Below are 14,594 nucleotides of genomic sequence, written 5' to 3' on the forward strand. Positions count from 1 at the left end.
CCCTGTGCCTTATATATTCCGCACATAGTTTAAATAGTCAGATGTTTAATCGCCTGATAATCGGTGCTGTTATAAAGCGGTAAACGCAGCGACCGGGTGCATTACCACGGTTATTACCACTCGGCTACCGATCCATCCGGAAAGCGCCATAATGGGTTACGCCAGTCTGGCGCATTTTTACTGCGCGCAATCACCAGCTCTTCATTTATTTCCACACCGAGGCCGGGTTTATTTAATGGATAGAAATGGCCGTCATCCATTTTAAAATCATCTTTATTGATCACGTAATCGAGCAGTTCAGCGCCCTGATTATAGTGAATGCCCATGCTCTGCTCCTGGAACACCGCGTTACGCGACACGAAATCCACGTGCAGACAGGCAGCCAGCGCAATCGGCCCCAGCGGACAGTGCGGCGCCAGCGCCACGTCGTAGGACTCGGCCATCGCCGCGATTTTGTAGCATTCGGTGATGCCGCCGGCGTGCGACAGATCCGGCTGCAGAATCGCCAGCCCACCGGCTTCCAGCACGCGCTTGAACTCGAAGCGGGAGAACATGCGTTCGCCTGCGGCAATCGGCAGGTGCGTCTGCGCCGCCAGGCGCGGATAGTATTCTGCCTGCTCGGCCAGCACCGGTTCTTCAATAAACAGCGGGCGATACGGCTCCAGCTCTTTGATCAGCACTTTGGCCATCGGCGCGCTGACGCGACCGTGGAAATCGAGGCCAAACTCAATGTCACTGCCAAAGGCTTCGCGGATCTGCGCGACGGTGTTAACAGCGGCATCGACCTGACGAGAATTGTCGATGATGCCCATCTCTTCACAGCCGTTGAGTTTGAAGGTGTCAAAGCCGATACCACGTAATTTCTTAATGCCATCAATCACTTCAGCCGGACGATCGCCGCCTACCCAGCTATAGGCTTTGATGCTGTCACGCACCAGACCGCCCAGCAACTGATACACCGGCACGCCCAGCGCTTTGCCTTTAATATCCCACAGCGCCTGATCGATACCGGCAATGGCGCTCATTAAAATCGGGCCGCCGCGGTAAAAACCGCCGCGATACATCACCTGCCACAGATCATTAATCCGCGCCGGATCCTGCCCAATCAGATATTCCGACAGCTCATGCACCACCGCTTCGACGCTGCGTGCGCGCCCTTCAATCACCGGCTCGCCCCAGCCGATGATGCCTTCGTCGGTTTCGATTTTCAGGAACATCCAGCGCGGCGGCAGGCGATAAGTGGTCAGTTTCGTAATTTTCATCGTACAGCGTCCTTATAGGCAGCAATAAATGCGCGAGCCTTCTCCACGGTGCGCGACAGTGGCTGACCGGCGCGATAGAGATCGCTGCCCAGGCCAGCCCCGACGCAACCGGCGGCGATAAATTCATGCAGGTTTTCCGACGTGACGCCGCCCACGGCAAAGACCGGCACCTCCGGCGGCAGCACCGCTTTCAGCGCTTTGATGTAGCCCGGACCAAACGCCGACGACGGGAAAATTTTCAGCGCCTGCGCCCCAGCCTGCAGCGCGGTGAAGGCTTCGCTGGCGGTGGCACAGCCTGCGGCAACCAGCATGCCGTGCGCCACGGCCTGGCGAATCACCGCAGCATCGGTATTGGGCGTCACCACCAGCTTGCTGTTGAGCGCCGCCAGCTGATCGACCTGCGTCGCCTGCAGCACGGTGCCGGCACCGATCAGCGCTTTATCGCCGAAGGTTTGCACCATCGCGCCGATACTTTTCGCCCACTCAGGCGAGTTGAGCGGAATTTCAATCGCATCGAAACCGGCATCGATTAACGCCGCGACGTGCGCTTCAGCTTCATCCGGCGTGATGCCACGCAGAATGGCGATCAGCGGAAGTTTAGTGGGCCAGGACATGCGCAATACTCCTTATTCCGTGCTGGAAAGCGCGATCGCCCTCCAGCGTGACTGAATCTGTTCCGATAAAGGCCAGCGCCTGCTGATAACGCTGTGCCAGTTCGCTGCCGGCGATAATGACAATCGGCTGGCGGCTATGCGTTAACTGCTGCGTCATCTGTGCCACTTCATGGCCGATTAACAGGCCCGAGAGAAAATCACTGATATGGCGCCGATCGCGCGCGCCGAGCACATGGGCGGCACGCACTTCAAACAGGCGCGCCAGAATGGATGGGTCATGGCTGCCAAGCTGCAAACCGTCCCGGAACGCGTCCGGACTGGCTTCCTGCGCGGGTAAACCGGCACCGATCAGCGATTGCTTCAGCAGTAAATGGTGCAGTTCGCCGGTCATTACGGTGCGGAAATCAATAACGCGATCCTGTTCTAGCTGCACCCACTTGGCGTGCGTGCCCGGCATGACATACAGCGGCGCGGGCTGCAGCGTGACTGCGCCGAGCAGCTGGGTTTCCTCTCCGCGCATCACGTTGTAGTTGTCGTCACGTTCGATGCTCAGTCCCGGCACGATCCACGCTTTTCCTTCCACGCAGGTCAGGCGATCGCTTAATGCATTGAGCGCCACCGGACAGGCGAGATAAGGCACTGCCAGCCAGCCAGCGTTGCTGCCCACCATACCGGCCATGATCACCGGGACTTCGGCCACCGGCCAGCCGTCGGTAATGGTGGCAAACACCTGAGCAGGCGTGCGGTCGCCGAGGCGCGTCACGCCCGCTTCCGAACGGCGCTCATCGACGCATTCACCGGCGCGGTAATACCAGGCGCGCAGGTTGGTGGAGCCCCAGTCAATAGCGATATAACCGGTCACAAAATCTCCTTGAGTCGGGCGGTTGAGCTGGCAATCATCGCCTTCGCCGCCTGTTCCGCCGCATCGCCATCCTGGTGACGAATGGCATCGAACAGCGCTTTATGTTCGGCTAACGTGCGCGGCATGTTGCCGGAGTCCGCCATGTAGGTTTGCGCAAACACCGCTTTTTGCAACTGGCTGATCGCCACATTAAGCTGCTGCAGCACCGGGTTATGCACCGAGGCCATCACCGCTTCGTGATAGCGGATATCTGCGTCGTTAAAGGCATCACGGTTGAGGTGGTTGGCCACCATCTCGTTGTAGGCCTGCTCAATCGCAGCCAGATCGGTCGATGTTGCCCGCTCGGCCGACCAGCGCGCAATCTGCGGCTCCACCAGCACGCGCACCTCATTCATGGCCGCAATCAGGCGCGGATCGTGATCGTGCGCCAGCGCCCACTGCAGTACATCGCTGTCGAGATAGTTCCACTGGTTACGTGAAGTGACAAACGCGCCGCGATAGCGCTTCATCTCCATCAGGCGTTTAGCCATCAGGGAGCGATACACTTCGCGGATAATATTGCGCGAGGTTGAAAATCGCTCGCACAGCTCCGCCTCCGCCGGCAGCGCGGCGCCCGGCACATATTTTCCGGCAACAATCTCTTCACCCAGCGTCTGGATGATGCGCTCTGTTTTACTCAGTGGTTCCTGCGTCATCGTGTTCGATTCCATGAAAGGCGTGAGAAATCAGATTACTGCTTTCGTAGTGCAAAGCCCAATCCCTGACGCATCCTGTAGCGGCGATTGTAGTACCATATGCATTGTTTGTACTACAATATGGATCACAAAACAGACAACCCATCGGCACACTGACAGTAAAAAATTCAGCAGAGAAGTGACGGGCAGCAGAACGCCGCCCGCATCAGAGGAGGGTTACAGCACTAGCTCTTCAATGGCGTGCGCGACGCCATCTTCCATATTGGTCTTGGTCACGAACTGCGCAATCTGCTTCACGGAATCAATCGCATTGCCCATCGCCACGCCGGTGCCGGCGTATTCAATCATCGCCAGATCGTTTTCCTGATCGCCAATCGCCATCACTTCTGACGGCTGCAGGCCGAGTTTCTCCGTCAGCATTTTTACGCCGTAGCCTTTATTGACCAGCGGATTTAGGATTTCGAGATAGTAAGGTGCACTTTTCAGAATGGTATAACTGTCGCGGGCGCGCGCCGGTAAAGCGGCGATGGCTTTATCCAGCAGCTCCGGTTTGTCGATCATCATCAGTTTCGGGAAGCGCGTCGCCGGGTCCATCTCCTCTACGGCGCGATAGCGCACCGGAATGCCGGTCAGGCTGGCTTCGTGGATGGTGTATTCGCTAATGTCTTTATTTGGCGTGTAGAGGAAGGATTTGTCGAACGCCTGAAAATGTACCCCAAGGTCGCGCGCCAGCTGTTCCAGGTAGAGATAGTCATCAAAGCCAAGCGTCTTCTCGGCCACCACTTCACCGCTGTCCGCGCTGTGCGCCAGTGCGCCGTTGTTGCTGATGCAATACTGCCCCGGCTGACGCAGATCCAGCTCCATCAGGTAGCGCTCCACACCAACAAACGGGCGTCCGGTGGCCAGCACGATCGACACACCTTTATCCCGCGCCCGGCCAATCGCCGCTTTGACGCCCGCCGTGATTTCGTGCTGCGGATTCAGCAGCGTGCCGTCCATATCGATCGCAATCAGTTTTATCGCCATAACGTCCTCGGTTAATTCAGGGTCTGGCTTTAATGCTAGCGCGATTCAGCTCACATTGACCAGTTAATCGGCAGATAACGCCTGTCATGCTTTGTGCAGCATTATCCAGTTTGAGCATTTGGTGTTTTACTTCTGCTGACTCGCTTGATCATATAAGTGATTGCTTATAAATTGCTATAAGCAATCACTTATATGGAGATTGCGCTATGTGGGAAATCATTTTTACCGACACCTTCCGGGAATGGTTGCGGGCACAGGACAACAAACTGAAAAAACGCATCGCTGCGGCCCTGTTAAACCTGCAGCATTATGGCCCGTTGCTGCCACGGCCCTATGCCGATACGGTTAACGGATCACGCTTCCACAACATGAAAGAACTGAGAATACAGTACGCTGGTCAGCCAATTCGGGCGCTATACGTATTCGATACGCAACGCAAAGCGGTCATTTTGTGTGCTGGCAATAAATCCGGAGACAAACAATTTTATGCGCGGATGATATGCCTTGCAGATCAATTGTTCACGGCTTACCTCAATAACGCAGAGGAAAATCATTCATGAACGACTTACAAAAATTTATCGAGAGTGAGTTTACTGAAGCTGAGCAAGCTGACATTCAGCTGATGGCAGATGAGCTGATTCTCGAAACCGGCCTGCAACTGCTGCGGGAAGAGTTAGCGTTATCGCAGAGAACCGTTGCGGAAGCGATGGGCGTTAAGCAGCCGCGTATCACGCAAATTGAGCAGGGCGGCGCCGATCAGCGTCTGATCACCATTAAGCGCTACATTGAAGCGATGGGCGGCAAGCTAAGCCTGCTGATTGAAATGCCGGACGGCTCGGGTGGAAGAATTCTGCGCGTTTAATAAAACAAAAAACCCTTCCCGTTTGGGAAGGGTTTTGCGATATCAGATATCGATGTTGGCGGCTTTCAGCGCGTTCTCTTCGATGAAGGCGCGGCGCGGTTCAACCGCATCGCCCATCAGCGTGGTGAATAGCTGGTCGGCGGCGATGGCGTCTTTGATGGTGACGCGCAGCATGCGGCGGCTGTCCGGATCCATGGTGGTTTCCCACAGCTGATCCGGGTTCATCTCGCCCAGACCTTTATAGCGCTGCACTGACAGACCGCGGCGCGACTCTTTCACCAGCCAGTCAATCGCCTGCTCGAAGCTGGCAACCGGCTGACGGCGCTCGCCACGCTCGATGTAGGCATCCTCTTCAATCAGACCACGCAGATGCGCGCCGAGTGCACAGATTTTGCGGTATTCCGCGCCGTCAATGAACTCGCTGTCCAGCGGATAATCGGTATCAACACCGTGAGTACGCACGCGCAGCACCGGCTCAAAGCGCTGCTGTTCGCGGTTTTCCCGCACCTGTGCCACATAGCTGCTGCCATGCGCTTCGCGCTCGTTCAGGTAAGCCACCAGGCTCTCCAGCCATGCGGTCACTGCCGTCTGATCGCTGAGATCGCTCAGGGTCGGATGATAAACCAGCGCGCGCAGCAGCGCAGACGGGAAGCGGCGCTCCATACGCTTGATCATCTTCTGGGTGCTGTTGTATTCCGCCACCAGGCTTTCCAGCGGCTCGCCGCCCAGCGCCGGTGCGCTGGCGTTGGTGTGCAGCGTTGCGCCGTCCAGCGCGATGGCAATCTGATACTGGTCCATCGCGTCGTCATCTTTAATGTACTGCTCCTGCTTGCCCTTCTTCACCTTGTACAGCGGTGGCTGCGCGATGTAGACGTGGCCACGCTCGATGATTTCCGGCATCTGGCGATAGAAGAAGGTCAGCAGCAGCGTACGGATGTGCGAACCATCAACGTCCGCATCGGTCATGATGATGATGCTGTGATAGCGCAACTTGTCCGGGTTGTACTCATCGCGGCCGATACCGCAGCCCAGTGCGGTGATCAGCGTGGCGACTTCCTGTGAAGAGAGCATTTTGTCGAAACGCGCTTTCTCCACGTTAAGGATTTTACCTTTCAGCGGCAGAATCGCCTGGTTCTTACGGTTACGTCCCTGCTTGGCGGAACCGCCTGCAGAGTCACCCTCCACCAGGTAGATTTCAGACAGCGCCGGATCGCGCTCCTGACAGTCTGCCAGCTTGCCCGGCAGGCCCGCCAGGTCCAGCGCGCCTTTACGGCGGGTCATTTCACGTGCACGACGTGCGGCTTCACGCGCACGCGCGGCATCGATAATTTTGCCGACCACGATTTTGGCGTCAGACGGATTTTCCAGCAGGTATTCGCTCAGCAGTTCGTTCATCTGCTGTTCCACCGCCGATTTCACCTCGGAAGAGACCAGCTTGTCTTTGGTCTGAGAGGAGAATTTCGGATCCGGCACCTTGACCGAAACCACTGCCACCAGCCCTTCACGCGCGTCGTCACCGGTAGCGCTGACTTTGGCTTTTTTGCTGTAACCTTCTTTATCCATGTAGGCGTTGAGCGTACGCGTCATCGCCGCGCGGAAACCGGCAAGGTGCGTTCCGCCGTCGCGCTGCGGAATATTGTTGGTGAAGCAGTAGATGTTTTCCTGGAAACCGTCGTTCCACTGCAGTGCAACTTCAACGCCGATACCGTCTTTTTCGGTGGAGAAGTAGAACACATTGGGGTGAATCGGGTTCTTGTTGCGGTTGAGATATTCAACGAACGCTTTGATACCACCTTCGTAGTGGTAGTGATCGTTTTTATCGTCGCGCTTGTCTTCCAGGCGAATCGACACGCCGGAGTTAAGGAATGACAGCTCGCGCAGACGCTTCGCCAGGATTTCATATTCAAAATCGGTGACGTTGGTGAACGTATCGTGGCTCGGCCAGAAACGCACGCGCGTACCGGTAGCGTCGGTATCGCCGGTCACCGCCAGCGGCGCCTGCGGCACACCGTGCACGTAGGTTTGCTGATGCACTTTGCCGTCGCGACGAATGGTCAGTTCCAGCTTCTGCGACAGGGCGTTCACCACCGATACGCCGACGCCGTGCAGACCGCCGGAAACTTTATATGAGTTGTCATCAAACTTACCGCCGGCATGCAGTACGGTCATGATCACTTCGGCAGCAGAGACGCCCTCTTCCGGGTGGATACCGGTCGGAATACCACGGCCGTCATCCTGTACGGAGACAGAGTTGTCGGCATGGATGGTGACCACGATATCACTACAGTGGCCGGCGAGCGCTTCGTCGATGGCGTTATCCACGACCTCGAATACCATGTGATGCAGACCGGTGCCGTCATCCGTATCGCCGATGTACATACCCGGGCGTTTGCGTACCGCATCAAGCCCTTTCAGGACTTTGATACTTGAGGAGTCATAAGAATTCGACATCAACGTTTCTCGCTCATTTAATCTTCAGGTTGAACCGCTATTTTACCCTGTTCCACGCGGAACATCTTGCCCTTTTCGTCACTCATATCGATTACATGCTCGACACCAATGGCGCTGACAAACACCTGAGCCTGCGTGGCTTTCAGGCGTTCCGCCAGCAGGCGACGACGGGTGTCATCCAGCTCGGAGGCGAAGTCATCAATCAGGTACAAACAGCGACGTCCGCTGCTGCGCGTCAGGTACTCGCCCTGCGCTAACCGCAACGCACACATCAGCAGCTTTAACTGACCGCGTGAGAGTAAATCTTCCACCGGCGTGCCTTCAGCACGAATCCGAAAATCGGCTTTGTGCGGACCGCTGGCGGTGTAGGTGAGCGCACGATCGCGCTCGAAGTTGCGCTCCAGCAGCTCGCCGAAGTCGCTCTCTTTGTCCCAGCCACGCTGGAAGGAGAAGCTCAGCGCAAACTCCGGTAAAAACTGGCTGCAGGTGACGGTGATTTCGCTGGCAATGGCTGCGCTGTATTCAGCGCGCCAGGCGCTGATCTGTTCTGCCAGCGGCACCAGCTCCTGATCCCATGGCCGGATCTGGCTGTAGCGCGCGACCTGGCGCAGCGCCGCGTTGCGCTGTTTCAGCAGGCGACGCAGATTGCTCCAGGCCAGAAAGAAACCGGGATAAGCATGAAAGCAGCCCCAGTCGATGTAGGCTCTACGGTATTTGGGGCCGCCGTTGAGCAAAGTAAACCCCTCTGGCGTAATCAGCTGCATCGGCAGCAGCTGCGCCAGCTCGGCGACTTTGTGGCCGTCGCTGCCGTCGATGCGGACTTTGCTGTCGCCGGCGCGGTTTTTACTCAGGCCGACCGCCAGCTCGCGCTCGCTGCCTTCAATCCGCCCGTGCAACACAAACGCGTCCTGATCGTGACGAATTACGCGTCCGGCCTGCAAACTGCGGAATGCGCGGCCGTGGCCCAGCGTATAAATCGCCTCCAGCACGCTGGTTTTACCGCTGCCGTTGGCGCCCACGAGAAAATTAAAGCCCGGCGCCAGCGTGAGATCGGCCTGCTCGATATTACGAAAATCTTTAATCAGGAGGCGGGTTAAAGCCATGAATCAATCCAGCCAGAGGGGGTTGCCTAACATTAACAATCCAGGCCGTTGGCGGCGCAGGCAGTCTGGCCACGGCCAGCGCGCAGGCCCTGGGAGCATACTGAAGTATGTGACCAGGGGCGAGCACTGCCCGGGACCAGAATGGCAAGTAAGCCAGGCCGATATTTTCTATTACAAACGCATGGGCATAACAACGTAGGCCGCAGCCGGACTGGCTACATCTTCAATCTGCACGCTGGAAACCGAATCGGTCAGCAGCAGACGCACGTTTTCGCACTTCAGCGCGTTCAGCACATCCAGCACGTAGCTGACGTTAAAACCAATCTCCAGCTCGGTGCCGCTGTACGACACGTCCAGCATCTCTTCTGCTTCTTCCTGCTCCGGGTTATTGGCGGTGATGCGCAGCTGATTTTCGGTGATATAGATGCGAACGCCGCGGAACTTCTCGTTCGACAGGATTGCCGCGCGGGCAAAAGCCTGTTTCAGCAGATCGCAGCCCGCTTCCAACGCTTTGTCAGGATTCTTCGGCAACACGCGGCGATAATCCGGGAAACGGCCATCAACCAGCTTCGACGTAAAGATGAAGTCGCCGACATGCGCGCGAATGTTGCTGCTGCCAATCTGCACCTGCAGCGGCGTTTCACCGCCGTCCAGCAGACGGACCAGCTCAATCACACCTTTACGCGGTACGATCACCGAATGGTTCGGCAGCGACTGTCCGACAGGCATTGAACAGACCGCCAGGCGATGGCCGTCGGTAGCAACGGTGCGCAGCTCTTCGCCTTCGGTCTCAAACAGCATGCCGTTGAGATAGTAACGCACATCCTGATGCGCCATGGAGAACTGCGTGGCTTCAATCAGGCGTTTGAGCGTGGCCTGCGGCAACGTGAATTCCACTTCGCTCTGCCAGTCGTCGAGATTCGGGAAGTCGCTGGCTGGCAGCGTCGACAGCGAAAAGCGGCTGCGGCCGGAGCGCACCAGCATGCGGTCACCTTCCAGCGTCAGACTGATCTCTGCGCCTTCAGGCAGACCACGGCAAATATCAAGAAACTTACGCGCCGGCACGGTCGTCGCGCCCGGTTCGTGCGGCTGGGTCAGCGCCACGCGCGCCACCATCTCCATCTCAAGATCGGTACCGGTCAGCAGCAGCGTGCCTTCATTCACCTGCAGCAGTAAATTTCCGAGGATCGGCAGCGTCGGGCGTCCGCCAAGCGGGCCACTCACCTGTTGCAGCGGCTTCAGCAACTGCTCACGTTCAACAATAAATTTCATATGCGTCAGGAAGATAATGTTCGAATGAGGTTAGAGAAATCTTCTTTGATGTCGTGGCTCTCTTCACGCAGCTGCTCGATTTTACGGCAGGCATGAAGCACGGTGGTATGGTCACGGCCACCAAACGCATCGCCAATTTCCGGCAGGCTGTGGTTGGTGAGCTCTTTGGCCATCGCCATCGCCATTTGACGCGGACGCGCCACCGAGCGCGAACGGCGCTTCGACAGCAAATCCGCCACTTTAATTTTGTAGTACTCGGCCACCGTCTTCTGGATGTTGTCGATGGTTACCAGCTTTTCCTGCAGCGCCAGCAGGTCGCGCAGCGCTTCGCGCACAAAATCGATGGTGATGGCCCGCCCGGTAAAGTTGGCATTGGCAATCACGCGATTCAGTGCCCCTTCCAGCTCACGCACGTTAGAGCGCAGACGCTTGGCAATAAAGAAGGCCACTTCGCCCGGCAGACGGATGTCGTTTTCGTCCGCCTTTTTCATCAGGATCGCGACACGCGTCTCCAGCTCAGGCGGCTCGATCGCCACGGTTAATCCCCAGCCAAAGCGTGATTTCAGACGATCTTCCACCCCGTTGATCTCTTTCGGGTAACGATCCGAGGTCAGGATGATCTGCTGATTACCTTCCAGCAGCGCGTTGAAGGTGTGGAAAAACTCTTCCTGCGAGCGCTCTTTATTGGCAAAGAACTGAATATCATCGATCAGCAGCGCGTCCACCGAACGGTAGTAGCGCTTAAACTCCTCGATGGCGTTGTTCTGCAGCGCTTTCACCATATCCTGCACGAAGCGTTCAGAGTGCATATAAACCACTTTGGCATTCGGCTTGCGCGCGATGATGCCGTTGCCCACCGCGTGCAGCAGGTGCGTTTTGCCGAGGCCGGTGCCGCCATACAGGAACAGCGGGTTGTAAGCGCCACCAGGATTATCCGCCACCTGACGTGCCGCCGCGCGCGCCAGCTGGTTGGATTTACCCTCAACGAAGTTGTCGAAGTTGTGGCGGTTATTCACGTTCGAGCGGTAGGTCACATCAGCCGGTGCCGGAACCGAATCCCAGCTCGGGCGCAGCGGCTGTGCCGGTGCCGGACGATTCTCAGCCGGTGCGGGCGCGCTGACGCTACTGGCCATAGCGGGTTGCGTAGCAGCAACCGGCGCAACCGGGCGCGTGCCGACCTCAAAACGCAGCAGCGGCACGTTCGCACCGCAGAATTCATTCAGCAGCCCATTGATACTATTAAGATATTTATCCCGAACCCAGTCGAGTACAAACCGATTTGGTGCATACAAGGCCAGCGTATTGTCGTTCAATTCAGCCTGCAGCGGACGAATCCACATGCTGAATTCGGTGGCAGGAAGCTCATCCTGCAAACGGGCAAGACACTGTTGCCAAAGCGTAAGTGACACGGCGGACTCCACTCGTACAAAATCGATAAGAATTTCAGGCGCTAATAATAGAAACTGTCTTTTTTGACACAGGCGGTCAGAAAGCGCCTGCGACCGCTATCCGCGGTAGTCATCCCCGGCGATCGCAAGGAGGATCGTCAGCGGAAGGGCGGATCATAGCGCAAAGCGCCTCAGAGATCTTCCCTTTCTACACAGTTTTGATCCATTTTATCCACAGGGTGTCCAGGCATGCATCAGTTTACGCCGTCTGCGGAAAAAGCGAGCGGGGATCAGGCTGAAAGCGAGAAATTTTCCACCGTGCTCGCATTTTTGCCGTCACGATCGGCGCGGCGATCGCAAGAAGATCCTGGACGATCCTTGCGCTTTCCTTTATAGCCCGTATAATTCCCCACCCGGCATTGGCGCGTGAAGCTTTGATGCCCGGAATTAGCGGGCTGTATCAGAGTTTTCAGGTCTCGCGCCCAGCGAAGTAAATTGACTCCGGACTGTACAATTATTACAATCCCGCCTCTTTATTAAAGACACATTGAGGCGTCGGTCGTTTTACTGGCCCGAAAACGCGTCACCCAGTGAAATTTTTCAAGTTTAGGTAGAAATCGCCATGAAACGCACTTTTCAACCGTCCGTACTGAAGCGCAACCGTTCTCACGGCTTCCGTGCTCGTATGGCTACTAAAAATGGTCGTCAGGTTCTGGCACGTCGTCGTGCTAAAGGCCGTGCTCGTCTGACCGTTTCTAAGTAATAAAAGCTAACCCTCGTGGTTAAGCTCGCATTTCCCAGGGAGTTACGTTTGTTAACTCCCGCTCATTTCACTTTCGTCTTCCAGCAACCTCTTCGGGCTGGCACGCCGCAAATCACCATCCTCGGCCGCCTTAATTCGCTGGGGCATCCCCGCATCGGTCTTACCGTCGCCAAGAAGCACGTGAAACGCGCCCATGAACGCAACCGGATCAAGCGATTGACCCGCGAAAGCTTTCGTTTGCGTCAACACGAGCTGCCGCCGATGGATTTTGTCATCGTGGCGAAAAAAGGGATTGCTGACCTCGATAACCGTGCACTGACGGAAGCGTTGGAGAAATTATGGCGTCGTCACTGTCGCCTGGCGCGCGGCTCCTGATCGCCCTGATACGCGTTTATCAACGCGCCATCAGCCCACTGCTGGGACCTCATTGCCGGTTCCATCCCACCTGCTCGCAGTATGGGGTGGAAGCTGTACGCCGCTTCGGCATGTTAAAAGGCAGTTGGTTGACGATTAAACGCGTATTAAAATGCCACCCTTTGAACCCGGGTGGCGACGATCCGGTGCCGCCAAAAACCTTTGATACCAGAGAACATTAACGATGGATTCGCAACGCAATCTCTTTCTCATCGCTTTTCTGTTCGTGTCTTTTATGATCTGGCAAGCCTGGCAGACGGACCACGCTCCGCAGCCACAGCAGACCCAGACCACGCAGAACACAAGCAGCGCAGCGGGTGATGCCGCCTCTTCCGGCGTGCCGGCTAGCGGCCAGGGCAAAACGATCACCGTTAAGACTGATGTCCTGTCACTCAACATTAATACCCGCGGCGGTGATATCGAGCAGGCACAGCTGCTGACTTACCCGGACAAACTGGGTTCAGACGCACCGTTCCAGCTGCTGGAAACCACTCCGGCCTTCGTTTATCAGGCGCAGAGCGGCTTAACCGGCCGTAACGGTCCGGATAACCCGAACAACGGCGCACGTCCGCTGTATACCGCTTCCCAGGATCACTTCGAGATGGCCGATGGCCAGACCGAGCTGCGCGTGCCGCTGAGCTGGACCGGTGAGAACGGCGTGGTTTACACCAAAACCTTCGTGTTCAAACGTGGCGAATTCGCGGTTAACGTCGACTACAACATCAATAACGCCTCGCAGCAGCCGCTGGAAGTGGCGATGTTTGGTCAGCTGAAGCAGACGATTGATCTGCCGAAGCATCGCGATACCGGCAGCAATAACTTTGCGCTGCACACTTTCCGTGGTGCCGCTTACTCGACCAGCGATGCGAAGTATGAAAAATACAAATTCGATACCATCGCTGATAACGAGAACCTGAACACCACCACCAGCAACGGCTGGGTGGCGATGCTGCAGCAGTACTTTGCGACCGCATGGGTGCCGCGCACTCAGGGTAACAATACGCTGTACACCAGCAATCTCGGCAACGGTGTGGCGGCAATCGGCTATAAGTCGGCGCCTGTGACCATCGCCGCCGGCGCGCAGCAGGATCTCGGTGCCACCCTGTGGGTCGGTCCGGAAATCCAGGACAAAATGGCCGCTATCGCGCCGCACCTCGATCTGACCGTGGATTACGGCTGGCTGTGGTTCATCTCTCAGCCGCTGTTTAAGCTGCTGAAGTTCCTGCACAGCTTTATCGGTAACTGGGGCTTCTCCATTATCGTTATCACCTTCATCGTGCGTGGCATCATGTACCCGCTGACCAAAGCGCAGTACACCTCGATGGCCAAGATGCGTATGCTGCAGCCGAAGATTCAGGCCATGCGTGAGCGTCTGGGTGATGATAAGCAGAAGCAGAGCCAGGAGATGATGGCGCTGTATAAGGCGGAGAAAGTGAACCCGCTGGGCGGCTGTCTGCCACTGGTTATCCAGATGCCAATCTTCCTGGCGCTTTACTACATGCTGTCCGGTTCCGTTGAACTGCGTCATGCTCCGTTTGTACTGTGGATCCATGACCTGTCTGCGCAGGACCCGTACTACATTCTGCCGGTCATCATGGGTATCACCATGTTCTTCATTCAGAAGATGTCACCGACCACCGTGACCGATCCGATGCAGCAGAAGATCATGACTTACATGCCGGTTATCTTTACCGTGTTCTTCCTGTGGTTCCCGTCAGGTCTGGTGCTGTACTACATCGTCAGCAACCTGGTAACCATTCTCCAGCAGCAGCTGATTTATCGCGGGCTGGAAAAGCGTGGTTTACACAGCCGCGACAAGAAGAAAGCGTAACGCCCGGCAACGCTGAGCAGGACGCAACATCTCCAGGGGCGGCATTTATGC

At 56.7% G+C, this 14,594-nt stretch carries 15 protein-coding genes; 6 read left to right on the forward strand and 9 right to left on the reverse strand.

Translation table 11 applies throughout. The annotated features are described in order from the left end of the window. Positions 1–113 precede the first annotated feature (113 nt). From dgoD to yidA, 5 genes are all read right to left on the reverse strand, one after another. Complete coding sequence (gene dgoD, locus KOL70_RS12200; protein WP_215480715.1) at positions 114–1,262, reverse strand: galactonate dehydratase; 1,149 nt, start codon at positions 1,260–1,262, stop codon at positions 114–116. Next, entirely contained in the window at positions 1,259–1,876 is a 618-nt protein-coding gene (locus tag KOL70_RS12205; protein ID WP_215480716.1) for a 2-dehydro-3-deoxy-6-phosphogalactonate aldolase, read from the reverse strand. Before KOL70_RS12205 ends, dgoD begins: the two co-directional genes overlap by 4 nt. Next, positions 1,860–2,738: a 2-dehydro-3-deoxygalactonokinase gene (locus tag KOL70_RS12210; protein ID WP_215480717.1), complete on the reverse strand. Its 879-nt coding sequence runs from the start codon at positions 2,736–2,738 to the stop codon at positions 1,860–1,862. Before KOL70_RS12210 ends, KOL70_RS12205 begins: the two co-directional genes overlap by 17 nt. Further along, positions 2,735–3,433 (reverse strand): FadR/GntR family transcriptional regulator, encoded by a 699-nt coding sequence (locus KOL70_RS12215; protein WP_215480718.1) that lies wholly within the window; start codon positions 3,431–3,433, stop codon positions 2,735–2,737. The genes KOL70_RS12210 and KOL70_RS12215 overlap by 4 nt, the downstream gene beginning before the upstream one ends. 216 nt (positions 3,434–3,649) lie before the next feature. Beyond that, positions 3,650–4,459: a sugar-phosphatase gene (gene yidA, locus KOL70_RS12220; protein ID WP_215480719.1), complete on the reverse strand. Its 810-nt coding sequence runs from the start codon at positions 4,457–4,459 to the stop codon at positions 3,650–3,652. 206 nt (positions 4,460–4,665) lie between these two features. Here yidA and KOL70_RS12225 point away from each other — a divergent pair, with 206 nt between their 5' ends. Together KOL70_RS12225 and KOL70_RS12230 are read left to right on the forward strand one after the other, a co-directional pair. After that, complete coding sequence (locus KOL70_RS12225) at positions 4,666–5,019, forward strand: type II toxin-antitoxin system RelE/ParE family toxin (RefSeq protein ID WP_215480720.1); 354 nt, start codon at positions 4,666–4,668, stop codon at positions 5,017–5,019. Beyond that, a complete protein-coding gene (locus KOL70_RS12230) occupies positions 5,016–5,321 on the forward strand; it encodes a helix-turn-helix domain-containing protein (RefSeq protein WP_058758199.1) in 306 nt (101 codons plus the stop codon). Before KOL70_RS12225 ends, KOL70_RS12230 begins: the two co-directional genes overlap by 4 nt. A 42-nt stretch (positions 5,322–5,363) precedes the next feature. Here KOL70_RS12230 and gyrB read toward each other — a convergent pair whose 3' ends face one another. From gyrB to dnaA, 4 genes are all read right to left on the reverse strand, one after another. After that, complete coding sequence (gyrB, locus tag KOL70_RS12235) at positions 5,364–7,772, reverse strand: DNA topoisomerase (ATP-hydrolyzing) subunit B (RefSeq protein ID WP_058758200.1); 2,409 nt, start codon at positions 7,770–7,772, stop codon at positions 5,364–5,366. Between the two features lie 17 nt (positions 7,773–7,789). Continuing rightward, entirely contained in the window at positions 7,790–8,875 is a 1,086-nt protein-coding gene (recF, locus tag KOL70_RS12240) for a DNA replication/repair protein RecF (RefSeq protein ID WP_136546224.1), read from the reverse strand. Positions 8,876–9,046: 171 nt separating this feature from the next. Beyond that, a complete protein-coding gene (gene dnaN / locus KOL70_RS12245; RefSeq protein WP_215480721.1) occupies positions 9,047–10,147 on the reverse strand; it encodes a DNA polymerase III subunit beta in 1,101 nt (366 codons plus the stop codon). A 5-nt stretch (positions 10,148–10,152) separates the two neighbouring features. Then, positions 10,153–11,556: a chromosomal replication initiator protein DnaA gene (dnaA, locus tag KOL70_RS12250; protein ID WP_031279599.1), complete on the reverse strand. Its 1,404-nt coding sequence runs from the start codon at positions 11,554–11,556 to the stop codon at positions 10,153–10,155. Positions 11,557–12,157: 601 nt separating this feature from the next. Here dnaA and rpmH point away from each other — a divergent pair. From rpmH to yidC, 4 genes are read left to right on the forward strand one after another with little or no spacing between them, the layout of a single operon-like run. Next, complete coding sequence (gene rpmH, locus KOL70_RS12255; protein WP_000831330.1) at positions 12,158–12,298, forward strand: 50S ribosomal protein L34; 141 nt, start codon at positions 12,158–12,160, stop codon at positions 12,296–12,298. 15 nt (positions 12,299–12,313) lie between these two features. Further along, the gene (gene rnpA, locus KOL70_RS12260) at positions 12,314–12,673 is read left to right on the forward strand and encodes a ribonuclease P protein component (protein WP_040679622.1); all 360 of its coding nucleotides are present in this window, start codon (positions 12,314–12,316) and stop codon (positions 12,671–12,673) included. Next, positions 12,637–12,894 carry a membrane protein insertion efficiency factor YidD gene (gene yidD, locus KOL70_RS12265; protein ID WP_071813586.1) on the forward strand — a complete coding sequence of 86 codons (258 nt, stop codon included), beginning with the start codon at positions 12,637–12,639 and terminating at the stop codon, positions 12,892–12,894. Before rnpA ends, yidD begins: the two co-directional genes overlap by 37 nt. A 2-nt stretch (positions 12,895–12,896) precedes the next feature. After that, positions 12,897–14,543, forward strand: coding sequence for a membrane protein insertase YidC (yidC, locus tag KOL70_RS12270; RefSeq protein WP_021506916.1), 1,647 nt, complete (start codon positions 12,897–12,899; stop codon positions 14,541–14,543). Positions 14,544–14,594: the final 51 nt, after the last annotated feature.

The sequence above is a fragment of the Pantoea sp. B270 genome, from assembly GCF_018726825.1.
Lineage (GTDB): Bacteria > Pseudomonadota > Gammaproteobacteria > Enterobacterales > Enterobacteriaceae > Pantoea > Pantoea dispersa.

What these genes read in the sequence shown, in the direction of transcription:
- KOL70_RS12215 (WP_215480718.1), bottom strand. Translation starts at nt 3,433, where the DNA reads ATGACGCAGGAACCACTGAGTAAAACAGAGCGCATCATCCAGACGCTG.
- yidA (WP_215480719.1), bottom strand. Translation starts at nt 4,459, where the DNA reads ATGGCGATAAAACTGATTGCGATCGATATGGACGGCACGCTGCTGAAT.
- gyrB (WP_058758200.1), bottom strand. Translation starts at nt 7,772, where the DNA reads ATGTCGAATTCTTATGACTCCTCAAGTATCAAAGTCCTGAAAGGGCTT.
- yidD (WP_071813586.1), top strand. Translation starts at nt 12,637, where the DNA reads ATGGCGTCGTCACTGTCGCCTGGCGCGCGGCTCCTGATCGCCCTGATA.
- KOL70_RS12230 (WP_058758199.1), top strand. Translation starts at nt 5,016, where the DNA reads ATGAACGACTTACAAAAATTTATCGAGAGTGAGTTTACTGAAGCTGAG.
- dnaN (WP_215480721.1), bottom strand. Translation starts at nt 10,147, where the DNA reads ATGAAATTTATTGTTGAACGTGAGCAGTTGCTGAAGCCGCTGCAACAG.
- yidC (WP_021506916.1), top strand. Translation starts at nt 12,897, where the DNA reads ATGGATTCGCAACGCAATCTCTTTCTCATCGCTTTTCTGTTCGTGTCT.
- dgoD (WP_215480715.1), bottom strand. Translation starts at nt 1,262, where the DNA reads ATGAAAATTACGAAACTGACCACTTATCGCCTGCCGCCGCGCTGGATG.
- KOL70_RS12205 (WP_215480716.1), bottom strand. Translation starts at nt 1,876, where the DNA reads ATGTCCTGGCCCACTAAACTTCCGCTGATCGCCATTCTGCGTGGCATC.
- rpmH (WP_000831330.1), top strand. Translation starts at nt 12,158, where the DNA reads ATGAAACGCACTTTTCAACCGTCCGTACTGAAGCGCAACCGTTCTCAC.
- recF (WP_136546224.1), bottom strand. Translation starts at nt 8,875, where the DNA reads ATGGCTTTAACCCGCCTCCTGATTAAAGATTTTCGTAATATCGAGCAG.
- KOL70_RS12225 (WP_215480720.1), top strand. Translation starts at nt 4,666, where the DNA reads ATGTGGGAAATCATTTTTACCGACACCTTCCGGGAATGGTTGCGGGCA.